This window comes from Kribbella ginsengisoli (assembly GCF_039537185.1).
Classification (GTDB): domain Bacteria; phylum Actinomycetota; class Actinomycetes; order Propionibacteriales; family Kribbellaceae; genus Kribbella; species Kribbella koreensis.
Window position 1 is genome coordinate 171883 of sequence record NZ_BAABAA010000008.1, and the last position, 22704, is coordinate 194586.

A 22704-nucleotide genomic window follows, 5' to 3' on the forward strand; every position below is an offset into this window, starting at 1 on the left:
TCATTGTTCGTCTTGTTTCATCTCGTACATCACCCAGTTGCCATCCTGCGGAGACAAGGCAAACTCACGAGTGTATGTAGCCGCCTTGCTCTGGAAAGGCGATGCCGACCGGGTCTGCCGACTTACGTATTGGCCCACCGTGACAACTGCGGAGCCGCCTAGGTGACCACTTTGCCCTCGACTGAGTTCGGAGACCTTCGTGAGGTGCTCGCGGTAGTCGCCCGTCAATAGCCCGTTGGCCGCATTCGATACCTTCACGAAATCCGCGTAGGTCTGACAGGTCTCGCACCCGGCCTCGCTTGCTTTGAGCATTGGGCCGGGATCGCCGGTCTCCGCTGCGTAGTTCATCAGCTCGCTGTAGTAGCGGACAAACGCCTCCGCGGCAGCCAAGGTCGCTCCTTCGGCTGCCTTTGGGCGTTCGGGGGCCGCGCTTGGCGTACCGCTAGTCGGTCTGGAGTTGCCGGGTGTGGGGGGCGATGTCGCTGATGAGGCGGGGCCAGGGGTTGGTGGTGCGGTGTTGGGGCGGCCTGCCTCGGGGCTTTGGTTGGTGCAGGCGGGTAGTAGGGCTGCGGCGCAGAGGCAGGCCAGGGTTAGGGCTGTGGCTTGCCTGTTGCGGGTTGTCACGCTTGTCACCTCTCCGTAGTCGAATTTGATCGTAGCCGGAGGGGGAGCGGGGGGAGATGTTGGAAGGTGCGGCTGTGGATAAGTGGTGGGGGCCAGGAGCCGCCCGGCTGGGGGGTAAGAGGCTCGGACGGCTCCTGGTTATGGGTGGGACGGGCGGGGAAGCGGATTATGACGCGGAGTTACTGGATGAATTCGGTGTGACACCGGTTACAGGGGCGAATTGGACGTCCAGGGAGGCGGTGGTGAAGCCGAGGGCTGTGTAGAGGGTGTGGGCGGGGGTGTTGGTGCCGTCTACATAGAGGACTACTGAGGAGAGGCCTCGGTCTTCCTGGAGGTGGCGGATGCCTTCCAGGGTCAGGGCTTTGCCTAGGCCTGTTCCCTGGTGGGCGGGGGAGACGCCTACTACGTAGACCTCGCCGAAGGGTTCTGGGCCCTCGTCCTCGTGGACCTTGGTCCAGTGGAAGCCGGCGACGGTGTCGTCGGCGGTTACTGCCAGGAAGAAGCCGGCTGGGTCGAACCATGGCTGCTCGAAGCGGTCGGCCAGATCTGCCTGGGTCCAGTTGCCTTGCTCGGCGTGGTGGGCGAAGGCGGCGGCGTTTACGGCCAGCCAGGCGGTGTCGTCTTGGCCGGGGACGAATGTTCGCAGGGTCACTCCGTCCGGCCAGACAGCTGCGGGTACCGGCGCGGCCGGCCGACGGAGGAAGTACAGCTCCCGAGTGACTTCGAGGCCCAGGCGTGCAGCCAGTTCGTCTGAGCCGGCGAGTCGTCCATGGGCCCACACGCGCAGGTCGGAGCCGCCGTGGTCGAGCAGCATGCGCAGTAGCGCGGTACCGAATCCATGACGCCTGTACTCCGGGCCGACCACCAGCTCCGCCGACCCGTCCGGCCCCAAGGCGCCGTACCCGGCAAGCTCGGCCGAGCCCGGTTCACCGGCGTACGCGAGGAAGTGCGCGTCGCCCGGGTGCTCTCCTTCCAGGTGCAGCAGCGTGTGCTCGGAGAGGGGGTTGACGCCGTCGCTCTGAGCAGCGGAGCGAGCGAGCTCGGTGATGGCCGAGGCGGTGGCCGGGGGCAACGGTGAGGGAACGGCTTCGAGGGTCACCCCGATACCGTAAAAGGTCCTGGTGAGTTCATCGTCGAGACCTTGGTCAGCCACGCCGCAGCAAGGTAATTTTCGGGAACCGCGCACCAGCGGTGATCGAATCGACGACAGAGAAGACGAAGAACATGGCCTTCACAGGACGAGACAAGACGTGGCTGAGGGGACCCCGGGCCGTTGCCCTGGTGGCCGCCGGAGCCGCTGTGGTACTCGGCTTGGCCACGGGGGGAACCGTGACCCAGGCTGCGCCGGCGAAACCCAAGCCGACGCACACCCAGATCCAGCTGCTCGCGATCAACGACTTCCACGGAAACCTGGCGCCCAACCCGGCGACCAGCTCCAGCGGCAACGTGAACGGCACGCCGGCCGGCGGCGCGGAGTACCTGGCGACCCAGCTCGAGTTGCTGCGCGACTCGGCCGACGCGCAGGGGCAGGACACCGCGACCGTGGCGGCCGGTGACCTGATCGGCGCCTCGCCGCTGCTGTCCGCTGCGTTCCACGACGAGCCCACCATCGAGGCGATGAACGAGATGGGGCTGGACGCCACCTCGGTCGGCAACCACGAGTTCGACGAGGGCTACAAGGAACTGCTGCGGATGCAGAAGGGCGGTTGCCTCGACGACGGCGACGGCCAGAACAACCAGAACTCGTGCCCGGACCCGAAGGCCAAGTTCAAGGGCGCCGACTTCGACTACCTGTCGGCCAACGTGTTCTACGAGAACACCGACAAGACCCTGTTCGCGCCGTACACGATCAAGAAGTTCCACGGTGGGCAGAAGATCGCCTTCATCGGTATGACGCTGGAGGACACCCCGAACATCGTCACCAAGTCCGGTGTCCAGGGCCTGGCCTTCAAGGACGAGGTCGAGACCGCCAACGCGCTGGTGCCGAAGCTGAAGCAGCAGGGCATCGAGACCATCGTGGTACTGGTCCACGAGGGCGGGCTGCCGTCGGACCCGAAGGCGTTCAACAGCTGCCCGGGGATCTCCGGCCCGATCACCGACATCGCCAAGAACCTCGACCCGGAGATCGACGTGGTCATCTCCGGTCACACTCACCAGTCCTACAACTGCTCGATCAACGACCCGGCCGGCAAGCCGCGACTCGTCACCAGCGCGTCGTCGTTCGGCAAGGTCGTCACCGAGGTCCGGCTGAGCATCGACCTGGCGACCAACGACGTGGACCGGCTGAACACGCTGGCGAACAACCACATCGTCACCCGGGACGTGCCGAAGGACCGGCACCTGACCGACCTGATCACCAAGTACCAGGGCTACGTCGCGCCGATCGAGTCCAAGGTGATCGGTCACATCACCACCCCGTCCATCGTGAAGACGGTGGACGACTCGCAGGAGTCCCCGCTGGGCAACCTGATCGCTGACGCCCAGCTCGCCGACCCCTCGACCGTCACCAACGGCAAGACACCGGTGGCCGCGTTCATGAACCCGGGCGGTATCCGGGCCGACCTCGCCTCCAACGCGGGTGCGGTGACGTTCGGCCAGGCGTTCACGGTTCAGCCGTTCAACAACTACCTGGTCTCGATGGACATGACCGGGACGCAGATCAAGGCGCTGCTGGAGCAGCAGTTCTCCGGCCTCAACCAGGCGTCGAACAAGGTGCTCCAGGTCGCGGGCATCACCTACACCTACAACCCGGCGGCCGCGCCGGGCGCCAAGGTGGTGGCGGGCTCGATCAAGATCGCCGGCCAGCCGCTGGTCGACGGTACGACGTACCGGATCTCGACGAACAACTTCCTCTCCGACGGTGGTGACGGCTTCCCGGCCTTCACCACCGCGACGAACAAGTTCTTCGGCGGTCTGGACATCGACGCCTTCGCCAACTACCTGGCAGCGCACGACCCGTACACCCCGGGCCCGACGGACCGAATCTCCATCGGTTCCTGACGTACCACCGCAGCCGCGACACCCGGGCGGTTCTCCACTGACCGCCCGGGCGTCGCCTGCCCCGCCGTGGCCTGGGTCAGATGGTGAATTGCCAGTTGTAGCCGCGGTCCAGGGGTTCGTTGAAGGTTTCCTCTTCGCAGGCTCGGGTGAAGCCTCGGCCGGTGGGGTCCCAGTCCGAGCCGGTTCGGATCGTGATTCCCAGTGAGCCGCGGAGGCCGGTCAGCGTTGCTGTGCTCTTGGCGCGGATGTAGATCGACGCTTGTGTTCTGCCCGACGTCGATACCACGATCAGTGCGTCGGTTGAGCGCTTGTTGGTGACGCGGATCTGGGCGGAGCCGCGCTTGCCGATCCGCTGTACGACGTGTCCGTTCGTTCCTCGCCGGGGCGCTGGTTTCCGTGGGGGTGCCGGCAGGAGTTTGCGGCCGAGGATCGTCCGGTGGCCAGTCGGGTTCATGCCCTGGGTGATCACGTCGTAGATGTCGAGGTTCGAGTAGTAGAGGAAGGTGGCCACGGGTTCGGCCACTGTGCAGCCGTCGACGGGGTCGTTGAGGTGGTCGCCGATCAGGCTGCCGGAGAGGGTCTGCAGGGCGTCTGCGTGGATCGCCTCGAGCCCAGCCGGCGGTTCGACGGCGCGGAGGATGCCGGACTGCTGCTCGAGCAGGGTGGTCAGCAGCTCTCGATAGGCGTTCGCGGAGACGATGGACTTCGCCGCCATCGCTCTGGTCAGGTTGCGCCGCATGGTCGTTTCGATCCGCGCAAGAACCCGTTGGTACTCCGCGACGCTCAGCGGACCCGGCGTGGTGGCAATTGGAGCCGTGGCGCTCGGAGCCGCCGTGCTGGCGGAAGATGGGCCGGCCGAGTCCGGCTGTGGTGCCAGTGAGCGGGCGTTCTCGTCCGGCGAGCAGGCAGTACAGATCAGGAGGACGGCTGTGAGACCGGCAATCCATCGGCTGGCGAGCACCATCCAGTGATGGTCGCGCGGCGAGCGGCGGCAGAGGGCCGGGTGGCCGGTTCCTGTCGGGGCTACCGGGTGGTCATGGCTTCGAAGGCTTGTTCGGCTATGGCCGCGGATTTTTGCAGGGACTCGCGGGGAACGCCGGCGGCGGCGTGGATGGCGTGGCCCTCGGAGACGACCATGAGGAAGCGGGCCAGGGCGTCCGGGTCGGTGTCGGCGGGGAGGTCGCCTCGGGTGATGGCGAGGCGGAAGCGGTCGGCGAAGGCCTTCTCACCGGCCAGGCGGCTGGCGGCCAGGAACTGGGAGACGTCCTGATTCGCCGTGCTGCAGGAGACGCCGCCTTGGATCGACAGGCAGCCGTTGGGTTTGTCGTCGAGGGTTACCGCGACCACGTTGTCGCGGAGGAACCGTTGGGCGACCTGTAAGGCGGTCGGTTCGGCGATGGCGGCGCGCGCGTAGGCCATGTCGTGTTCGGCGTAATGAGCGATCACGCGACGGAAGAGATCTGCCTTGCCGCCGAACACGGCGTACAGGCTGGGCTTGTTGACGCCCATCGCGGTGGTGAGGTCGGTGATCGACGTGCCCTCGTACCCCTGCCGCCAGAACACCTCGACGGCGCGCTCCAGCGCCTCGTCCTCGTCGAACGTGCGGGGTCGTCCTCCCGGCATCTGCCACCTCCTGGTCCAGCCCCGACAATACAGTTCTTAACCGCTCGGTTCAAAAATTTGCCTGAAGCTTCAACCACTGCTAGCTTGAGTTTCTAACCGAACGGTATGAAACCCAAGGAGCGAGATCATGGATGGCAGTGGTGAGCAGGCCCTGAGGCGGGTCGGGGTCTGGAGCATGGAGCTGCGCAATGCCGGGCAGGCAGGCATCGAGGCCGCGGCCGACCTGGCCGAGCGGGGGATCAGCGCACTCTGGATCCCAGGCCTCGACGGCCGCCACATCTTCGAAGACACCGACGAGTTGCTGACCGCCTCGCCCAGCACGTACGTCGTCCACGGGGTGCTCGGCATCTGGCGCCAGGAAGCCAAGGAGCTCGCGGCGAGGGTCCACGAGCTCGACAGCCGTCATGGCCCGCGGACGATCGTCGGCCTCGGCGTGAGCGACCGCAATGCGGCCGCTGCAGTAGGGCGGACGTACGCGAGCCCGGTCGCTGCCATCAGTGAGTACCTCGACACGATCGCGAAAGAGCGAAACCCGATCCCAAGAGAGCGCCTACTGCTAGGCGCTCTCGGTCCGAAGATGGCGCAGCTCGCGGCGGACCGTACCGCCGGCATTCACCCCTTCCTGGTGAGCCCCGAGTACACCGCGACGATGCGCGCCCAACTGGGCCCCGACGCGTTCATCGCGCCACACCAGGCAGTCGTCTTCACCACCGACGCCGAGCGGGCCCGGGCAGTCGCGCGCGAGCAGCTCGGCATGTTCATCGGATTCGATGCCTATCGCAACAACCTGAAGCGGCTCGGCTACACCGACAGCGATCTCGTACCAGGCGGAAGCGACCGCCTGATCGACGCACTCGTTGCCTGGGGCGACGAAGAGAGCATCGGCCGGCGACTCCGCGAACACCTCGAGGCCGGCGCCGACCATGTCGCCGTACAAGTTCTCTCTGCCGCGCCGGCCGGAAATGGCCTTCCAGTCAAGGACTGGCGCCGCCTGGCGGACCTCGCACTCTCCATCTAGAACGAAACCACAGAAAAGGACGTCATCATGGGACAGCTGGACAACAAGGTCGCACTCGTCACGGGTGCCACCAGCGGTATCGGCCTCGCCTCCGCCCGCCGCCTGGCCACCGAGGGCGCACACGTCTTCATCACCGGCCGCCGCAAGCCCGAGCTCGACGCCGCCGTAGCCGACATCAAGCAGGCCGGCGGCCAGGTCACCGGCATCGCGAGCGACGTAGCGAACCTCGACGACCTCGACGCGCTCTTCGAAGCCATCAGGCAGTTCGGCCGCGGCCTGGACATCGTCCACGCCAACGCGGGCGGCGGAGGCTTCGCCGCGTTGGGCACCATCACGCCGGAGCACTTCGACCAGACCTTCGGGATCAACGTCCGAGGCACGCTCTTCACCGTGCAGAAAGCACTCCCGCTGCTCAACGAGAATGCGACCATCGTCCTGACCGGCTCCACCTCGGCCACCGACGGCACTCCCGCGTTCAGCGTGTACGCCGCTACGAAGGCCGCCATCCGATCCTTCGGCCGCACCTGGGCCGCCGAACTGGCGCAGCGCGGGATCCGCGTCAACACGGTGATCCCCGGCCCGACCAAGACACCGGGCCTAGCCGGCCTGGCGCCCGACGAGACGCAGGCATCCGCCCTGCTGGACTCGATCGCTTCCGGCGTACCGCTCGGCCGGCTCGGTGAGCCCGAGGAGATCGCCAACGCCGTCCTGTTCCTCGCCTCCGGCGAGAGCAGCTTCATGACCGGCGCGGAGATCTTCGTCGACGGCGGCACCAACCAGATCTAGGACTCAGAGCAGGAACTTGAGTACCACCAAGGCGAACGCGATCCCGGTCGAGAGCGCCGCCTTGGTGGATCCGATGCCCTGCCGCAGGCCGGTCGCGAAGACGGCCACCGTGAGCGGCACGAGCATGACGAGCAAGGTGATGCCGGCCGCGTGCACGCCGACATGGGACCGGCCGGTCAGGACCAGCCCGAAGATCAGCGCGAAGGTCAGGCCGAGCCAGGTTGTGGGCTGGATCGGGCCGTCCGTGCGAAGACGATGTGAAGCGCGAGCGCCTCGGCGGTGCGAAGTCGGAGCAGCGTGCGCCATCGGTCACCTTCCGTGAAAAGACCGAATACGCACCGTAGCAGCACGAATACACTCCGGGTCAAGCCCGGAAAAACTCGACCCGGTCCAGTCCGGAACCAAGGATCAGGCGCTGACGTCGGCCGTTTCGCGGTCCTTCGACGGCGGGATGACGAACCGGTACCCGACGTTGCGCACGGTACCGATCAGCGCCTCATGCTCCGGCCCGAGCTTCGCCCGCAGCCGCCGGACATGCACATCAACCGTCCGCGTGCCGCCGAAGTAGTCGTACCCCCAGACCTCCTGGAGCAGCTGCTCGCGCGTGAACACCCGCCCAGGGTGCTGCGCCAGGAACTTGAACAGCTCGAACTCCTTGTACGTGAGGTCGAGCGCCCGCCCGTTGAGCTTCGCCGTGTACGAGGCCTCGTCGATCACCACGTCGCCGCTGCGGATCAGCGTGGTGTCGGGGTCCTCGTTGCGGGCGGCGGCCAAACGGCCGATCACCAGCCGCAGCCGGGCCTCGATCTCGGCCGGACCGGCCGTGTCGAGCAGCACGTCGTCCGCGCCCCAGTCCGCGTTCACCGCGGTCAGGCCGCCTTCGGTGACGACCAGGATCAGCGGTACGTCGATGCCGGTGGTGCGGATCAGGCGGGATACCCCGCGGACCGTGACCAGATCGCGGCGGGCGTCGAGGAGGACCGCGTCGGCGTCGGGCGCGTCGACCAGCGCGGCGACCTCGGCGGGCAGGATGCGGATCTGGTGTGGCAGCAGGGCGAGCGACGGCAGCACCTCGGTGGAGGCCTGCAATGCGTTCGTCAGCAGAAGCAACGTGCTCACGCTGTCTCCTTGTGCTGGTCGTCGGGTCCCTGGTGAGCGACCCGGTCCTTATGCACGTCAGGCCCCAGCGGCGTCATTGCCGGGGGCCCGAGTCACACTGGATAGCAACAGCAAGCTGACATAATAGCTGATGACAAAGTCGATCAGTGAGGCCCAACTCAAATGCCGGAAGTGACCATCAGGTACTTCGCCGCTGCGCGCGCGGCAGCGGGGGAGTCGACCGCGACGGCTGAGGCGGGTTCCATCAAGGATCTTGTCGGCGTCGTCTCGGCGGGGAGACCCGAGCTGGCTCGGGTGCTCGGCATCTGCACGTTCCTGCTCGACGGTGAGCGGGTAGACCTCGACGCCGGCCTCGAGGACGGCGCGCTGGTCGACGCCCTGCCACCCTTCGCAGGCGGCTGAGGACCCTCCCGGAGCGGTAGATTGCCCGACTGTGGCGATGGAATCGGGGACGTTGCTCACTACGGTGGGCCGCGCGGGGGCATTGTTTGGGAAGGCCTGGCCTCGGCTACTGGCTGTGTTCCTGATTGCGCAGCTGGCGCATCGGGGCCTGCAGTGGGTGGCTGTGCAGGCCGGAGCCAAGGCCGAGGCGGCCGGTATCGCCGTGCTGGCGGCGCTGGTCGTGGTCTCGCTGGCGATGTACGTGACGATGTTCCTCGTACTCCGCGGCGAGCTCCCCTTCCACAAGCGGGCCGTCGCCGAGGGGATGCTCGCGCCTGACGGTGTGGAGCCCGGTAAGGAGCACCGGCCGATCGACGCGATGGCGGCGGCCCTGCTGCCGTTCCTGGCGTTCTACGCCGCGTACAAGTTCCTCCAGAACGAGGCGCTCGACTACGAGTACCAACTGGCCGTCCACAAGGCCAACGACACCCTCGCGACCGTCCTCAACGGTGGCACGGTCGCCGAGCAGTCGACCGGGCTGCAGTCGCTGTCCACCTGGCTGTTCATCGGCCTCGGCGCCACGGCGTACCTGCTGCGGTTCCTCTTCAAGCGCAAGGGCAAGAACACCGGCGGCCCGGTACGCCGGTTGTTCGTCACCTATCTCGAGGCGCTCTGGATTTTCGTCGTGATCTACCAGGCCTCCTCGTTCATCCCGTCGCCGAAGGACTGGCTGAAGGATCGCCAGGTCTGGGCCTGGGTGCACGACGGCTACGGCTGGGGGCTCGACCACATCCTCGGCGTCGAGAAGGTCCGCGAGATCTGGGACACCGTCACCGGATTCATTGCCGCCGGCATCGGTGACCTGTGGAATGCCGCGGTCTTCCCGCTGATGTGGATCACGATGACCGCGGTGATCTACGGCCGGGCCGTGCACAAGGCCGAGCCGACCGAGCGGCGCTGGCGGTTCGACCGGATCACCCACCGCTGGCAGCAGACGCCGAAGCTCGTCCGGGTGGCCGGCAACTCGGTGGTGTCGGACTGGAAGGACCGGTGGACGCCGGTGGCGGAGGCTTTCCGGCTGGTGGTCCGGTCCGGGTTGCGGCCGATGCTGGGCTACTTCCTCGCGTGGGCGGTGGTCACGTTCCTGGCCAGCGAGGTCTGGATCTTCCTCAAGCTCTACGTGCTCGGCCCGCACTCGCTGCCGTTCTGGCTGGTCATCGACGAGCCGCTGAACCTGGTCACCGACGGCCTGAAGATCATGCTCCAGGTCAGCCTGCTGGCCGCGGCGTACGACCGGATGATCGGCGGCCTGGCCGGCTACCTCAAGACCAGGACGCACGCGGCGCACGCGGCTCCCGGACCGCAGGCCGACAAGGGTGTCGCCGACCTGACCGCCGCTACCTCGGGAATGCCAGATACTCAGGAAGTTTCGTAGCCCAGGTGACCGTCGGTTCGACCGACGACGCCACCGACTCCGGCACGATGAAGATCGCCACCGCCTCGAACGGCTTCCCGGCCACCGGCTTCAGGAAGTACGGCGCGATCCGTGGATCCCGATAGCTCGCAGGCTTGTCGTCGTACCCGCCGGTGCAACCCGTCGGCCGGTCCTGGAAGTCGTCCTCCAGGATCGACTCGTCCCAGATCCGCCCGTCCGGCGCCCGGAGGTGGACCTGGCAGCCGCTCAGCTTCTCGATGTTCTTCAGGTCGGCCACCTGCATCCGCAGGTAGACCCGCACCCGCGTCGTCCCCTCCGGCAAGGTGCTCGGTACGGCGTTCTTCCGGGCCGGCTGCGGATCGACCTCGACACTGGCCGCATACCAAGTAGCGCCCTGGTATTCCGTACCGCCGGCCGCCACCGTCACCGCGTCCCGAGGTTCGGCGTCATACCAGGATTTGTAGTCCGACCGCGTCGTCCACCACCCGGCCAGCGGCACCGTGACGACCAGCGAAAGCAAAGCCGCCGTGTTCTTCCGGAACCACCCCGGCCGGGCCCGTCGCGCGCTGCTCACAACGCATCCGCGGCGTTGAAGATCGCCACATCCTTGCGCAGACCGGGCAGCTGATCCTTCGTGACGCCGAGCGGGATCGTTGCCTGCGGCTCCAAATCGTTGAGGAACGCCTTCTCCATCACCTGCAGCACCGCCCCGGGCAGCTTGTCGGCCGGCATCTCCACCACGAACACCCCGCGGGCCGGGATGTCGGGCGCGAACTCGTAGCTGCTCAGATCGACGGTCTCGAGCCCGGACCGGTCGGCGCCGAGATAGGTGGTGCCGTCGGAGGCCTTGATCGACACCTTGTTCAGGTGCATCGGCTCCCGCAGCGCCTTGACCTCCGCCTCGACCACGACGAAGTCGGACAGCGAATCGCGGTCCGGCGCCGACCGCGGGATCCGCAGCTTCTTGCTGACCTGGAGGCTCTTGACGGTCAGCTCGAACCGCGGCGTCTTGACCGCCTTGCCCACCACGCCGTGCACCTCGACCGGGTCCTGGATGTCCTTCTGCGTCGGCGTCAGCCGGTACAGCCCGATGATCGCGACCAGCACGACGAGCACCAGCCCGTAGTTCGCCAGTCTGCGCAGCCGGCTGTTGCGAGCGGCCCCTTCCAGGGGTGGCGGGGCGCTCACTTCGTGTTGTCCTTCACCTTGACGCTGCTCTCGGCCGCGATCTTGTCCGGCATCCACTTCTCGTGGTGGTCGAGGATCGACTCGTCGGTGTGCTCGTAGTGCTGCACGGTGAGTTTCACCTCGGCCGGCAGGTCGCTGAGCTTGGGCAGCTTCCAGACATAGGCGACGTCCTCGCCGAACTCCGGCGTCAGCACCGGGTCGCGGGTCTCGTCCTTGATGTTCGTGGTGCCCATCGGCGGATCGGTGTCCTTGATCCCCGGTACGCCGATCAGCCGAAGCAGATCACTCGGCGGGGTGGTGCCGGTGTCGTCGGTCACCTTGAGCTTGGTCACCACCGCGATCAGCGCGCCGCCGTCATCCGGCTGGAACAGCGGCTTGAGGTCCTTGACCGTGACCACCCGCTGGATCGTCACCTCGATCTGGCCGGTGTCGATCGCCGTCCCGGCCGCCACCTGCGGGGTCTCGTCGGCCGCCTTCTCCAGGCCGCCGAACGCCGCCGAGACGACGAGCAGCACGGCGCCCGCGCTGATTCCCCAGGTCTTCAGCGACCGGCCGCGCACCTTGATGTCCTGCAGTTCCGGCAGCTCTTCCTCGCCGTCCCCGCTCCCCGTTGCTTCTGGCACGTGCCGAAGCCTAACCAGGGAAAGAGTCAGTCAGCGGGTCGCCCACGCAGCCGTTTGGTCTCGCCGCGGCGCTTCTTGTCGTCCAGCCGCCGCCGGACCGCGTTCTTGCTGGGGCGGGTCGGCCGCCGCTTGCGGGGCGGTGCCGCGATCGCCTCCCGGATCAGCGCCGCCAGCCGGGTCCGCGCAGCCTCCCGATTGCGCCACTGCGACCGCTGCTCGGACGCCGCCACGGTCAGTACGCCGTCCACCAGCCGCGACCCGAGTCGCTCCAGCGCGCGCTCCCGCAGTACGTCGCTGAGCGCCGTACTGGCTGCCACGTCGAAACTCAGTTCCACCCGGCTGTCGGTGGTGTTCACCGACTGCCCACCCGGCCCGCTCGACCGGGAGAACCGCCATGCCAGCTCGGATTCCGGGATGACAACGCCGTGGCGCACGATCAACCCGGTCTCCATAGGGCTATTCAATCAAAGGGCCGACCGGCGGAGGGGATCCAGCCAGGGTCGCGGCCAGCAGGGACTGCGCCGACCACTTGATCAGCCGGACCGCCTCGTCCCGCGGCAGTTTCGCCACATCCAGCAACCAGCTGAGGGCCTCGATCCCGGCCACGCTCCGGATCGCGATCGCGAGCTGATGGACGGTCTCGGCCGGCAACGAGTCCTGCAGCGGCAGCAGCGCCTCTTCGATCCAGCTGATCGCCCGGCCCTGACGCAGCGGAAGGGCCGCCCGCTCGGCGGGATCGGCCCCCAAGGCGAGCCGGAGCATCGTGCGCTGCTGGGCCTCGGTCTCGACGACCAACTCGATGAAGGTGTCGATCACCGCCGCCAGCCGCTGGCTCACGTCGCCGGGCGGATCCGCGGGCAGCAACGACGTCGTCGTGGTCTCGGGATGGGCGGCCGACAGCAGAGCGCGCTGGTTTGGGAAGTACCGGTAGGCGGTCGGGCGGGACACCTCCGCCGCCGCGGCCGCCTGCTCGACGGTCGGCGTCACCCCGGCGGCGACCAGCTCGCGGGCCGCGGTGACCAGGGCGTCCCTGGTGCGCTGCTTCTGCCGGCTGCGGCCGCCGGACTCGTAGGGCATTGACACGACTCAAATGATACCCCAGTCTCTTGGTGAGACGTAAGTATCATAACGGGAGGGTGGGCACGATGAGTGGATTCGTCAGAGCCGCGACGGACGGCGAGTTGCGCTGGTTCTCCGGCGGTGGAGTGCATCGCTGGATGGCCACCGCCGAGCAGACCGGCGGGAGTTACCTGATGTTCGAGGACCGGATGGAAGGCGGCAAGGTCACGCCGCTGCACCTGCACCCCGACGCGGACGAGTCGATGTACCTGCTGGAGGGGGAGATCCTGATCCAGCTGGACGGTGTCGAGCATCGGGTCGGTCCGGGCGGTCTGGTGATGGTGCCGCGCGGGACGCCGCACGCGTTCCTGGTGACGTCCGAGGCAGCGAGGATGCTCGTGCTGATCACGCCCGGCGTCGGCGAGGAGTTCTTCCTGGACGCCAGCGAACCGTACGTCGAGGGCGCCCCGCACGAGGTCGACTTCGGCAAGATCCAGCAGTCGGCCCGGACCAACGGCAGCACCGTGATCCTCGGCCCGCCGCCGTTCGCGAACCTGCCGGTGGGATAGCGCCTCGGCGCCGGCCTGGGGAGGCCGGCGCCGAGGCGGAAACGCTCAGGAGAGGGCGGGACGATCAGGCCGCGGGGTCGACGGCGCGGCCGAGAGCCCGGTAGTCCCAGGAGGCCGCGCGCCAGGCGACCGGGTCGAGGGCGTGCCGGCCGTCCACGATCGCCCGGACGGCGACGATCTCGCCGAGCCACTCGGGATCGATGTCGCGGAACTGGTCCCATTCGGTCAGCAGCGCCACGACCTGTGCGCCTTCGGCCGCCTCTGCGACGCCTGTGGCGTAGTGCAGGTCCGGGTACGCCTTACGCGCGTTCTCCATCGCCTGCGGGTCGTACACCCGAACGATCGCGCCTTCGGCCTGCAGGAGCCGGGCCACGTCCAGCGCCGGGGCGTCGCGGATGTCGTCCGAGTCCGGCTTGAACGCCGCGCCCAGCGCGCAGATCGTCACGCCGGCCAGCGATCCGCCCGCCTGCGAACGGATCAGGTCGACCGTGCGCTGCCGCCGCCGCTGGTTGATCGCGTCGACCTCGCGCAGGAACGAGACGGCCTGGCCGACACCGAGCTCCTCGGTGCGGTGGATGAAGGCGCGGATGTCCTTCGGCAGACACCCGCCACCGAACCCGAGGCCTGGACGCAGGAACCGCCCGCCGATCCGCGGGTCGAAGGACAGCGCCGCGGCCAGCTGCTGCACGTCGGCCCCGGTCGTCTCGCACACCTCGGCCATCGCGTTGATGAACGAGATCTTCGTTGCCAGGAAGGAGTTCGCGGACACCTTGACCAGCTCTGCCGTCGGCAGATCCGTCACCACGACCGGTACTTCGGCCTCCAGCAGCGGCGCGAAAGCCGCCTGCAGTTGCTCCAGCGCCCAGTCGGACGCGACCCCGAAGACGAGCCGGTCCGGACGCATCGTGTCCTCGACGGCGAAGCCCTCGCGCAGGAACTCGGGATTCCAGGCCAGCTCGACCTGGTCACCGGCCGGCGCGGTCGACTGGAGCAGCTGGGTCAGCCGCGCGGCGGTACCGACCGGGACGGTCGACTTGCCGACCACCAGCGCACGCCGGGTCAGGTGCTTGGCCAGGTCGGTCACCACCGCGTCGACGTACGTCATGTCGGCGGCCGGCGAGTCCTTCATCTGCGGCGTACCGACGCAGACGAAGTGCACGTCGCCGAACTCGGCCGCCTCGGCGATGTCGGTGCCGAACCGGAGCCGGCCGGTCTCCAGTGCCTTGCTGAGCATCTCGGGCAGGCCGGGCTCGTAGAACGGGACCCGGCCGTCGGCCAGCGCCGCGATCTTGGCCTCGTCGGTGTCGATGCCGAGGACCTCGTACCCCAGGACGGCCATGCAGATCGCGTGGGTGGCGCCCAGGTATCCGGTGCCCAGAACGGTGATGCGTGGCTTGGCAGCCATCAGAACCCCCCAAAGGTTCGCAGGTGGAAGCTGTCCGTCCGGCTTGTGGCCGGGCGGACGATCAGGTGGTGCCGGCGGGTCATTTGCAGGGAATGTTGCTGAGGCCCTCGCCGGCCGCGGTGAACTTGTTGTCACAGGCAACGATATTTCCGGCGGGCTGGCGCAGCGCGAAGGCCAGGCCGGGTCCGTCGACAGTGGCGATGTTGCCGGTGAACAGGTTGTGGTCTCCCCAGCCCTTCAGGATCTGGTGGGTCTGGAAGCCGTCCAGCGGCGACTTCGTCCCACTGTTGCCCTTGATCAGCCAGTTGTTGCCCTTGACGTCCACCCAGGAGTCGCCGCCCGTCAGCGCCGAGCCGTCGAAGGTGTTGCCCTCGACCAGCCCCCCGGTGGTGCCTTCCTTGATGTCGACCGCCTCCGCGGTGGTCTGCGACATCTTGTTGCCCTTGACCACGTTGCGGTCACTGCGGTCCGGCCGGCAGTTGTTCGTCGTGCACCAGTTGGAGACCGCGGAGCCGATGTAGACCCCTTCGCCGAACTTGTCCCGGCGCTGACCCGTCTTGGAGATGGTGTTGTTCAGGACGACGTTGTCCGTGCTGTCGGCGCGCAGGTGGATCGCCTCGTCACCGATGTCGTGCACGGTCAGACCCTGCACGACCGAGCCGACGGTGGTATCGGCCATCACACCCTTCTGACCGTTCGTGACGGTGAACCCCACCAGCCGCCAGTACTTGGCCTTGTTCAGGTGGAAGACGTATCCGCCCTTGATGCCGTCGCCGTCCAGTACCGCGCCCGCTCCGCCGCACAGCCAGATCGGCTGCGCCGCGGTACCGGAGGCCTGGGCGACGAACTTCCCGGTGTACGTGCCGTCCTCGAGAGCGATGCTGGTCCCGGGGGCGGCCTTCGACAGGGCTTCTTCGAGGCTCTTCGTGTCCTGCACCGTGACGGTGGCCTCGGGGCAGGTGACCGGCGACGAGTTCGGCAGCGGTCCTTGGCCTGCGGCCGCCGCGTTGGCGATCACCGGCGCGTCCTCCGGCTTCTTCTTGCTGTTGCCGTCGCCCTCGTCCGGAGATTCGCTCTCGGTCGGCTCCGTCGTGGGGGTGCTGCTCGCCGGGTCGCTCGGCTCGTCGGTGATGTCCGGGATGCTCGGCTCCGGCGGTACCACCGGGATCGACGGCCCGACGGTCGGCAAGGGGGCTGATGTGTGGTCGTCCGGCCAGGCGGCGGCCACGATGCCGCCACCGACCAGCAGGACTGCCCCGGCCGCACTGCCGGCGATGATCAGCTCACGCCGGGACAGCTTGTTCAGCCTGGTCAGTTCGAGCAGCCGGCTCAGCCGGGTCATCTGGCTCCCAAGTGGTTGTTGTTGTCGCCGGCGACCGGGACCGTGCCGGCCGGCAGGGTCCTTCCGTCGGTCACCGGGCGCTTGTCGGCGTACGGGTGGACGACCTGCCGGATCCGGCGCGAGCCCCGGGCGGCGGTGAAGATCAGCAGCGCGGCGAGGAAGATCCACATCGCGGTCAGCGGCTGCAGGAACCGCTTCAGGGTGACCACGAACGGCGTGGTGTCGTGCCAGTTGTCCTCGTCGTTCTTCCAGCGGTGCATGTTGACGTCGGCGGCCCGTTTGGTGTCGATCGCGCTCGGGCCGCGGCCGCTGATGGTGTTCTCGGTGACCTTGGTCTGGCTGACCGAGCCGACCAGCGAGATCGCGTGCGAGTCGGCGTCCGACATCGTGTTGCGCTGCACCGTGGCGGCCGAGTCGCGCAGGTACACGCTGGTGTTGCCGCCGCTGATGATGTTGCCGGTGACAACGGACTTGGTGACGCCGTCGCGGATCGCGATGCCCTGGCGGATCGGCTCGGTGACCCGGTTGCCGACCACCGAGACGTCCTCGGCGCCGCCCCGGACCACGACGCCCATGTCGTTGCCCTGCAGGTCGTTGGCGTTGACGCCGATGTTGGTGCCGCCGATCACCTCGACGCCGTACCGGGCGTTGTCGATCAGCTTGCTGTTGGACACGGTGTTGTTGCCGTAGCTGCCCAGGCTGGAGCCGGTCGCGCTCGGGCCGTCGGCCAGCGGCAGACCCGACATGGTCAGGCCGTTGCGGTGGTTGCGGCTGGCCTCGATCTCGGACAGCACGATGCCGGTCGTCGCCCGCGACAGCACGAAGCCGTCACCGGCGTTGCCGTCGGCGGTGCTCGAGTCGATCACCGCGTTGGTCACGTAGCGGTGCATCACGATGCCGTCGACCAGGCTGTCGTCGAAGTGGCTGTCGCGGATGTCGAGACCGTTGGCGCTGGCCGCGAACAGGCCGAACGCGTTCCGCTTGATCGTGGTGTTCTGGATCAGCGCGGACACGTAGCTGTACTCCGGGTCCGCGATGTCCACCTCGGGCAGCGGCAGCTTGCCGGCCGGCAGCACCTGGCTGAGGCTGTTCTTGCCCGCGCCGTTGAGCCCGTCGGTGGTGCTGGTGGTCTTGCCCTTGCCGGCGTCCTTCTCGGCCTGGCGTTCCTTGGCCGCGCGCTTGCCGACCCGCATCGTCTCGCCGAGCTTGTCCAGCGAGCCGCTGTTCGGCCGGTCGGTGCCGGTCAGCGACAGGCCGCCGGTCCGGCCGCTCCAGAAGCCGAGGTCGGACAGTTCGGCGTACCGGAAGCGGACCTGGCCGCCGAGCGAGCGGATGTAGGCGCGGCCGTCGTTGGTGAGGGTGTCCGGGCCGTCGGTGTCGCGGTTCCAGCTGGAGATCCGTACCGGGCGGCCGTTGACGCCCTGGACGTTCAGCACGCCGCCGTAGTTGACGATCGAGACGAACCCCTTGTCGTCGCTGGCCAGTCGCAGCGTCAGACCACCGGACGAGGCCAGGTTCAGCGTCGCGCCGTTCTGGATCACCACGTGCTCGGACAGCAGGTAGCCGCCGTCGGGCTGCCGGATGAAGGTCTGCGGGGCGAGCCCGAGCAGGTCCTTGATCGTGTACACCTCACGGCGCGGCGTCAGGACCAGCGTGTACGCCGATCCGGTCGCGATCCGGTACGGCGAATTGAGTGAGGTCTTGCTCCACCGGGCCAGCGAGTCGACCGTGCGCACCTCGACCAGCCGGCGGTCCTCGTCGGCGACGTACGCCGCTTCGGCCTCCGGGTCACCCGGGTAGGGCAGCCGGTCGATCGTCTTCTCGTCCTTGGACTCACCCGGCGTCGTCGGCTGGGTGGCGTCCGGCGGCTGCGGCTTCGGGGTGGTCGCGCTGGGCTTCGGCGTCGGCGACGCGTTGGGAGAGCCGGACGCGGTGGTCTGCAGCAGGACGAACCCGGCGATGCCGAGCACCCCGACCACGGCAACGGCCCGCAGGCCCTTGCGGCTCTTCTTCTTCGGCTCGGTCATGAGGCCGGCTCCGTCTGCAGTTCGCCGTTGTGGTGGTTCAGCTCAGCGGACGCGTGCTTGGGCCGGTTCGCCTCGTTGTTGAGGGCCGGCTGCAGCTGGCTCGTGCCGGCGGTGTTCTGGTTCTGCCGGATCAGCGAGGCCGCGTCCTGGCCCTCGCCGCCGATCGTGTCCTCGGACCGGGTCAGCCAGCCCTGCTTGTTCATCGTCACGAACGCGTACAGCTTGATCGGCAGCGCGATCAGGATGACGGTGACGGCGATCAGTGGCAGCAGGACGATCTCGCCCGGATGTCTGCGTAGGTGGGAGAAACCGCGGATGCCGCGGGCGATCGTCATCCAGACCGCGGCCAGGGTGAAGCTCTGCCAGGTCCAGTCCAGCCGGCTGAAGACCATGTAGCCGATGGTGATGCCCATCGTGACCGGGGTCAGCAGGATCTGCAGCACGGTCACCTTGGTCACCAGCGGCACCCGCCACAGCCAGCCCTTGTAGACCGCGGTCAGGTAGCAGCGGTACGAGTTGCGGCTCCAGCGGATCCGCTGCTTGGCGAAGGCGCGGAAGGTGGCCGGGAACATCGACAGGGCCTTGGCCGACGACTGGTGCACGGTCTTGTAGCCCGACGCGAGGACCAGCCAGGTGAGCCGGCCGTCGTCGCCGGCGATGCAGCGCCGGCCGAGGAAGAACTCGTTCTCCAGGTTCTCCAGCACCGGCAGCACGACGCTGCGCCGGTACGCGCCGGTGCGACCCGAGACGCAGGCGACCGCGCCGGCCGCGCCCATTGCGGGGACGTAGTCGTAGTACCGGAGGTTGACCAGCCAGTTGGCGACCCGGCGCCAGACGCTGGTGGTGCGCTCGTGCACGTTCTGCTGGGTGCTGACCGCGCCGACCTCGGGGTCGATGAACGGGCGCTGCACGGCCTTCAGCAGGCCGGGCTCCCAGCTGGTGTCGGAGTCGACCAGCAGCAGCACGTCGTAGTTGGCGGCGCGGATCCCGACGCCCAGCGCGGACCGCTTGCCGGCGTGCTTGAACAGGATCGGGTTGATCCGCGGGTCGTCGAGCGCGACCAGGCGCTCGTAGGCCTCGGTGTCCGCGACGTCCAGCACGATGATGATCTCGTCCGGATTCTGGTGCCGCCAGGTCTCCAGGCAGCGCATCAGGATATCGGGATCCTCATGGAAAGAAGGAACCACCACCGACGTGGTGGTGGTGAAATCGTTCTCGATCGGTCTGGCCAGCCGGGACAGAAAGAAGCGGTAAAGCCAAAGCAGCCACACCACAATTCCGGCGGCTGCCAACGGGACCAGATTCCGCCATTGCGAAAGATCGTCCATCGACAATGAGAAATGTGTAATGCGGTCCCAGACGTCAGCCAGACTCATTCGGCTCATGGGCGTAGTCGGCACAATCATCCTTAATCCCCCCACCGCGCGAAGCGGTCGAATTTCACCCTGCACCCCACCCCAGGGTCGGGTGACACCTCGGCCGAGCCTCACGTCGGCCGTCCTGCGGGCGACTGCGGACAGTAACCAACCTGTTCGCGGCCTCCGTCGAAAGTAGTCGCCACCGCCGAGATCGTCAACGCGGTGCGGCCAGTTTTGAAACTAGTCGCCGGCATCGGCCGGCGCCGCCGACTTCGGGATCGTTCACGAAAGATTAATCGCTGGGTAACATATGTCCCGGTGGCATTTCCGCCGGTTCCGGCCGCGTGCAAGACTTGGCCAATGCGGAATACGTCACGGCTGGTGACTTGTTGTTTACTCGCGATTGCGACGGCGACCTCCGCGGCCGCGTGCAGTGACTCCGAAAAGCCGTCCTCGGCGGGCTCGGTCCCGCCGTCCGGACCGCCCTCGGTGAGCGCTCCGCCGACCCCCGGCACGCCGTCGACGACGAGTCCGGCACCGACGCCCGCCGCTGATCCGGAGTGCGCCCCAGGCGCCGGCCGGACCGTCCGGAAGTTGCCGGCGGTCACTGTGCCCGAGGTGGTCGTCGCCCCGCTGACCTACGACGACAACGGCACCCAGAAGACCGCGGTCGAGGGTTTCACGGTCCCGGCGCAGCTCATCGACGCGGGCTGCGTGATCCAGTACGACGCTCCCGGCGGCTGCCTCGGCGCGGTCAAGATCACCGGCGCGACGATCCCGCCGGTGACGATTCCAGGCAGCGTGCTGGCCGGGAGTCAGCAGGAGTTCCCCGGGGTGACCGTGGCCGGCAAGGCGGTACCGGCCGTGACGTCGCCGCAGATCTGCCAGGTCGAGAACAAGGGCGTGCTGCCCACGGTGACCCGCAAGGGCGTCGTACGGCGTGGGGTGTCCCGGAACGGGGCCGCCCGGCCGGGCGGGTTCGTGAAGGGCGAGGGGTCCGTCCCCGACCTGCGGATCCAGACCGTGAAGGTGCCCGAGGTCAGGCTGCCCGATGTGGATGTCGATCCGGCCCGGCTCGAATCCCGCAAACTGCCCGGCCAGGAGAAGGTCGACGTCTTCACCGGCGAGGGCAAGGTCTCCTACGTCGCTCCCGGTGACGTTCTGTTCGACACCGACAAGGCCACGATCCGTCCGGATGCGGCCAAGGCGCTGCATGCGATCGCGGTGAAGATCAAGGGAGAACATCCGGACGCGAAGCTGCGGGTCGAGGGGCACACCGACGACCGCGGCGACGCGACGTACGGGCTGCGACTGTCCGAGCGGCGCGCGCAGGCGGTCGCGCAGTACCTGATCAGGACCGAGCACTTCGCCGCCGCGCGGATCACCACCAAAGGTTTCGGGGAGACCGCTCCGGCGGTTCCGAACACCTCGGACGCCAATCGGCAGAAAAACCGCCGAGTGGTCATCACGGTGGCCTCCAGGTAAGGCTTACCTGACAATTACCTAGGGTGTGCAACACTCGTTTGAAACATAGTTTGGAATAGTTCTTTTCAGTCCGGTTCGGTCCACTGGCTGAACGACTGGTTGAGCGTAATCAGGACCGACGTAGTCTGGATTGTCATGAGCCCCGGGATCATCGTGCTGGTCAGCGCCGTCGGCCTCGGCGTCGTACTGAGCGTGCTGAAGTCCCGGTTCGACGGCCGGTTCCGCGGCACTCGCGCGGTCCGGGTGGCAGGTGAGAAGGAAGCAGTGGACGACACGACCTCGGCAGCGGACCCAGCGGACCGGGTCTCGGCCACGGACCTCGGGACCGGGCTCGGCGACCGGGCCACCATGCTCCAGTTCTCGTCGGCCTTCTGCGCGCCGTGCCGGGCCACCCGGCGGACGCTCGTCGAGGTCGAGGCGATGGTCCCCGGCGTGAAGCACGTCGAGCTGGACGCGGAGTCGCACCTCGAGCTGGTCCGCCGGCTCGACATCATGCGCACGCCGACCGTGCTGGTGCTCGACGCGACCGGCGCGGTCGTCACCCGCGCCAGCGGCCAGCCCCGCAAGGCGGACGTGATCGCAGCCCTCGGCACCGCAGTGGACGCCGCGAGCCACTAGCCCCAATTGGCGGCTTGGCCCAGCAGTACGTGATGCTTTGGCGATGAGCTTCCCGGCCGGCTGGTACGACGATCCGCAGGACCCGACCCAGCAGCGGTACTGGGACGGCGGGTTCTGGACGGACTACCGCCGGCCCCGTGAGGGACCGCCGCCGTACCAGGGCCAGTTCGGCCAGCCCGCTTCGGGAGAAGAGACCGGCCAGCAGGGCTTCGGGCCTGGGCTCGGGCAGCCGGGGATGGGACGGCAGGGGTACGGACCGCAGGGCCATGCCCAGCAGGGGTTCGGCTACGGGCCGCGGGTGCCGTCGACGCCGGACGGTCAGGAGCTCGCCGGCTGGTGGAAGCGGGTGGCCGCGCGGATCATCGACTCGATCATCGTGTTCGTGATCAGCCTGCCGTTCACCGGCTACTTCTACTACCGCTACATCCAGGCGATCAACGACAGCGACCTGTTCGCGACGCCGGCCGCGGGGACGACGCCGACCTTCGAACTGCCGGTGGAGATCTATCAGTGGGTCATCCCGGCCTCGATCCTCGGCCTGCTGGTCGAGCTCGCCTACTCCTATTTCTTCCTGACCCGCACCGGCGCCACACCTGGCAAGAAGGCGCTGGGGCTCAGCGTGCGGCTGCGCGCGGTCCCCGGTCCGCCGCCCGGGATGACCGTGCTCAAGCGCTGGGCCAGCACCAGCGTGTTCGGCTTCATCTGCGGCTGCCTGAGCCTGGTCGACGTGCTCTTCCCGCTCTGGGACGACAAGAAGCAGGCGTTGCACGACAAGATCGCGGATACCAACGTGGTGGTCGGGCCGCAGCAGCGCCGGTGAGTCTGATCAACATGTGATCAGTTGTCTCACCAGATGGGACCATTGCTGGCGGTCACGGATCGTTTCCGTACTCTCGGAGGCGTGGAGTACACGACATGGCTGACCAAGCGCAGGGCAGTGGACAACTGCCGCATGCGCTCGTCCCTGTGTCGTACCCACTGACCAGGCGGCGTCCCGAGCGCTCCGGAACCGGTAGCTGAGCACGGTTCCCAGTACGTCGCCTC

The 22704-nt window shown here is 67.8% G+C and carries 24 protein-coding genes; 9 read left to right on the plus strand and 15 right to left on the minus strand.

All coding sequences use genetic code 11. The features are described from left to right. Positions 1–633: a DUF6318 family protein gene (locus ABD768_RS28250; protein ID WP_344845659.1), complete on the minus strand. Its 633-nt coding sequence runs from the start codon at positions 631–633 to the stop codon at positions 1–3. Between the two features lie 157 nt (positions 634–790). Further along, entirely contained in the window at positions 791–1777 is a 987-nt protein-coding gene (gene mshD, locus ABD768_RS28255; protein ID WP_344845661.1) for a mycothiol synthase, read from the minus strand. A gap of 176 nt (positions 1778–1953) precedes the next feature. Between mshD and ABD768_RS28260 the strand changes: the two genes are divergently transcribed. Then, positions 1954–3624 carry a bifunctional metallophosphatase/5'-nucleotidase gene (locus tag ABD768_RS28260; protein ID WP_343969925.1) on the plus strand — a complete coding sequence of 557 codons (1671 nt, stop codon included), beginning with the start codon at positions 1954–1956 and terminating at the stop codon, positions 3622–3624. Positions 3625–3700: 76 nt separating this feature from the next. Here ABD768_RS28260 and ABD768_RS28265 read toward each other — a convergent pair whose 3' ends face one another. Together ABD768_RS28265 and ABD768_RS28270 are read right to left on the minus strand one after the other, a co-directional pair. Next, the gene (locus tag ABD768_RS28265) at positions 3701–4588 is read right to left on the minus strand and encodes a hypothetical protein (protein WP_344845664.1); all 888 of its coding nucleotides are present in this window, start codon (positions 4586–4588) and stop codon (positions 3701–3703) included. 59 nt (positions 4589–4647) lie between these two features. Then, entirely contained in the window at positions 4648–5247 is a 600-nt protein-coding gene (locus ABD768_RS28270) for a TetR/AcrR family transcriptional regulator (RefSeq protein WP_344845667.1), read from the minus strand. 127 nt (positions 5248–5374) lie between these two features. Between ABD768_RS28270 and ABD768_RS28275 the strand changes: the two genes are divergently transcribed. Then, positions 5375–6265 (plus strand): TIGR03620 family F420-dependent LLM class oxidoreductase, encoded by an 891-nt coding sequence (locus ABD768_RS28275; protein WP_344845669.1) that lies wholly within the window; start codon positions 5375–5377, stop codon positions 6263–6265. Between the two features lie 27 nt (positions 6266–6292). Further along, positions 6293–7051 carry an SDR family NAD(P)-dependent oxidoreductase gene (locus tag ABD768_RS28280; protein WP_344845672.1) on the plus strand — a complete coding sequence of 253 codons (759 nt, stop codon included), beginning with the start codon at positions 6293–6295 and terminating at the stop codon, positions 7049–7051. 3 nt (positions 7052–7054) lie between these two features. Here ABD768_RS28280 and ABD768_RS28285 read toward each other — a convergent pair whose 3' ends face one another. Together ABD768_RS28285 and ABD768_RS28290 are read right to left on the minus strand one after the other, a co-directional pair. After that, complete coding sequence (locus tag ABD768_RS28285) at positions 7055–7357, minus strand: hypothetical protein (RefSeq protein ID WP_343969907.1); 303 nt, start codon at positions 7355–7357, stop codon at positions 7055–7057. A gap of 102 nt (positions 7358–7459) precedes the next feature. Then, a complete protein-coding gene (locus tag ABD768_RS28290) occupies positions 7460–8170 on the minus strand; it encodes a winged helix-turn-helix transcriptional regulator (RefSeq protein ID WP_343969904.1) in 711 nt (236 codons plus the stop codon). Positions 8171–8332: 162 nt separating this feature from the next. Between ABD768_RS28290 and ABD768_RS28295 the strand changes: the two genes are divergently transcribed. Then, on the plus strand, positions 8333–8572 hold the full coding sequence (locus tag ABD768_RS28295) for a MoaD/ThiS family protein (protein WP_343969901.1): 240 nt from the start codon (positions 8333–8335) through the stop codon (positions 8570–8572). Positions 8573–8687: 115 nt separating this feature from the next. Further along, positions 8688–9986 (plus strand): hypothetical protein, encoded by a 1299-nt coding sequence (locus ABD768_RS28300; protein WP_344845676.1) that lies wholly within the window; start codon positions 8688–8690, stop codon positions 9984–9986. Here the strand turns inward: ABD768_RS28300 and ABD768_RS28305 are convergent. Genes ABD768_RS28305 through ABD768_RS28325 form a run of 5 tightly spaced genes read right to left on the minus strand, consistent with a single transcriptional unit; the run spans position 9949 to position 12874 of the window. After that, positions 9949–10560 (minus strand): hypothetical protein, encoded by a 612-nt coding sequence (locus ABD768_RS28305; RefSeq protein ID WP_343969898.1) that lies wholly within the window; start codon positions 10558–10560, stop codon positions 9949–9951. The two genes, ABD768_RS28300 and ABD768_RS28305, sit on opposite strands and share 38 nt — an antisense overlap. After that, positions 10557–11174 carry a hypothetical protein gene (locus ABD768_RS28310; RefSeq protein ID WP_343969895.1) on the minus strand — a complete coding sequence of 206 codons (618 nt, stop codon included), beginning with the start codon at positions 11172–11174 and terminating at the stop codon, positions 10557–10559. The genes ABD768_RS28305 and ABD768_RS28310 overlap by 4 nt, the downstream gene beginning before the upstream one ends. Further along, positions 11171–11797, minus strand: a complete 627-nt coding sequence (locus ABD768_RS28315) for a hypothetical protein (RefSeq protein WP_343969892.1) — start codon at positions 11795–11797, stop codon at positions 11171–11173. The genes ABD768_RS28310 and ABD768_RS28315 overlap by 4 nt, the downstream gene beginning before the upstream one ends. Before the next feature lie 26 nt (positions 11798–11823). After that, positions 11824–12249 carry an alternative ribosome rescue aminoacyl-tRNA hydrolase ArfB gene (gene arfB, locus ABD768_RS28320; protein WP_343969889.1) on the minus strand — a complete coding sequence of 142 codons (426 nt, stop codon included), beginning with the start codon at positions 12247–12249 and terminating at the stop codon, positions 11824–11826. A gap of 4 nt (positions 12250–12253) precedes the next feature. Beyond that, on the minus strand, positions 12254–12874 hold the full coding sequence (locus ABD768_RS28325) for a TetR/AcrR family transcriptional regulator (protein WP_344845919.1): 621 nt from the start codon (positions 12872–12874) through the stop codon (positions 12254–12256). 68 nt (positions 12875–12942) lie between these two features. Between ABD768_RS28325 and ABD768_RS28330 the strand changes: the two genes are divergently transcribed. Continuing rightward, on the plus strand, positions 12943–13425 hold the full coding sequence (locus ABD768_RS28330) for a cupin domain-containing protein (RefSeq protein ID WP_343969885.1): 483 nt from the start codon (positions 12943–12945) through the stop codon (positions 13423–13425). Positions 13426–13489: 64 nt separating this feature from the next. Here ABD768_RS28330 and ABD768_RS28335 read toward each other — a convergent pair whose 3' ends face one another. From ABD768_RS28335 to ABD768_RS28350, 4 genes are all read right to left on the minus strand, one after another. Then, positions 13490–14830 carry a UDP-glucose dehydrogenase family protein gene (locus ABD768_RS28335; protein WP_343969882.1) on the minus strand — a complete coding sequence of 447 codons (1341 nt, stop codon included), beginning with the start codon at positions 14828–14830 and terminating at the stop codon, positions 13490–13492. Between the two features lie 79 nt (positions 14831–14909). Continuing rightward, a complete protein-coding gene (locus tag ABD768_RS28340) occupies positions 14910–16172 on the minus strand; it encodes a hypothetical protein (protein ID WP_344845681.1) in 1263 nt (420 codons plus the stop codon). Continuing rightward, positions 16169–18199 carry a right-handed parallel beta-helix repeat-containing protein gene (locus ABD768_RS28345; protein ID WP_344845684.1) on the minus strand — a complete coding sequence of 677 codons (2031 nt, stop codon included), beginning with the start codon at positions 18197–18199 and terminating at the stop codon, positions 16169–16171. The genes ABD768_RS28340 and ABD768_RS28345 overlap by 4 nt, the downstream gene beginning before the upstream one ends. Continuing rightward, positions 18196–19527, minus strand: a complete 1332-nt coding sequence (locus ABD768_RS28350; protein ID WP_343969873.1) for a glycosyltransferase — start codon at positions 19525–19527, stop codon at positions 18196–18198. Before ABD768_RS28350 ends, ABD768_RS28345 begins: the two co-directional genes overlap by 4 nt. A 519-nt stretch (positions 19528–20046) precedes the next feature. Here ABD768_RS28350 and ABD768_RS28355 point away from each other — a divergent pair. From ABD768_RS28355 to ABD768_RS28365, 3 genes are all read left to right on the plus strand, one after another. After that, positions 20047–21042 carry an OmpA family protein gene (locus ABD768_RS28355; RefSeq protein ID WP_343969870.1) on the plus strand — a complete coding sequence of 332 codons (996 nt, stop codon included), beginning with the start codon at positions 20047–20049 and terminating at the stop codon, positions 21040–21042. 135 nt (positions 21043–21177) lie between these two features. Then, complete coding sequence (locus tag ABD768_RS28360) at positions 21178–21660, plus strand: TlpA family protein disulfide reductase (RefSeq protein ID WP_344845688.1); 483 nt, start codon at positions 21178–21180, stop codon at positions 21658–21660. 43 nt (positions 21661–21703) lie between these two features. Further along, positions 21704–22480: an RDD family protein gene (locus ABD768_RS28365; protein WP_343969865.1), complete on the plus strand. Its 777-nt coding sequence runs from the start codon at positions 21704–21706 to the stop codon at positions 22478–22480. Positions 22481–22704 lie beyond the last annotated feature (224 nt).

Excerpts from the sequence above, each read along its gene's own strand:
- ABD768_RS28270 (WP_344845667.1), bottom strand. The coding sequence starts at position 5,247 with ATGCCGGGAGGACGACCCCGCACGTTCGACGAGGACGAGGCGCTGGAG.
- arfB (WP_343969889.1), bottom strand. The coding sequence starts at position 12,249 with ATGGAGACCGGGTTGATCGTGCGCCACGGCGTTGTCATCCCGGAATCC.
- ABD768_RS28335 (WP_343969882.1), bottom strand. The coding sequence starts at position 14,830 with ATGGCTGCCAAGCCACGCATCACCGTTCTGGGCACCGGATACCTGGGC.
- ABD768_RS28275 (WP_344845669.1), top strand. The coding sequence starts at position 5,375 with ATGGATGGCAGTGGTGAGCAGGCCCTGAGGCGGGTCGGGGTCTGGAGC.
- ABD768_RS28360 (WP_344845688.1), top strand. The coding sequence starts at position 21,178 with ATGAGCCCCGGGATCATCGTGCTGGTCAGCGCCGTCGGCCTCGGCGTC.
- ABD768_RS28350 (WP_343969873.1), bottom strand. The coding sequence starts at position 19,527 with ATGGACGATCTTTCGCAATGGCGGAATCTGGTCCCGTTGGCAGCCGCC.
- ABD768_RS28340 (WP_344845681.1), bottom strand. The coding sequence starts at position 16,172 with ATGACCCGGCTGAGCCGGCTGCTCGAACTGACCAGGCTGAACAAGCTG.
- ABD768_RS28345 (WP_344845684.1), bottom strand. The coding sequence starts at position 18,199 with ATGACCGAGCCGAAGAAGAAGAGCCGCAAGGGCCTGCGGGCCGTTGCC.
- ABD768_RS28330 (WP_343969885.1), top strand. The coding sequence starts at position 12,943 with ATGAGTGGATTCGTCAGAGCCGCGACGGACGGCGAGTTGCGCTGGTTC.
- ABD768_RS28280 (WP_344845672.1), top strand. The coding sequence starts at position 6,293 with ATGGGACAGCTGGACAACAAGGTCGCACTCGTCACGGGTGCCACCAGC.
- ABD768_RS28325 (WP_344845919.1), bottom strand. The coding sequence starts at position 12,874 with ATGCCCTACGAGTCCGGCGGCCGCAGCCGGCAGAAGCAGCGCACCAGG.
- ABD768_RS28295 (WP_343969901.1), top strand. The coding sequence starts at position 8,333 with ATGCCGGAAGTGACCATCAGGTACTTCGCCGCTGCGCGCGCGGCAGCG.
- ABD768_RS28365 (WP_343969865.1), top strand. The coding sequence starts at position 21,704 with ATGAGCTTCCCGGCCGGCTGGTACGACGATCCGCAGGACCCGACCCAG.
- ABD768_RS28285 (WP_343969907.1), bottom strand. The coding sequence starts at position 7,357 with ATGGCGCACGCTGCTCCGACTTCGCACCGCCGAGGCGCTCGCGCTTCA.
- ABD768_RS28265 (WP_344845664.1), bottom strand. The coding sequence starts at position 4,588 with ATGGTGCTCGCCAGCCGATGGATTGCCGGTCTCACAGCCGTCCTCCTG.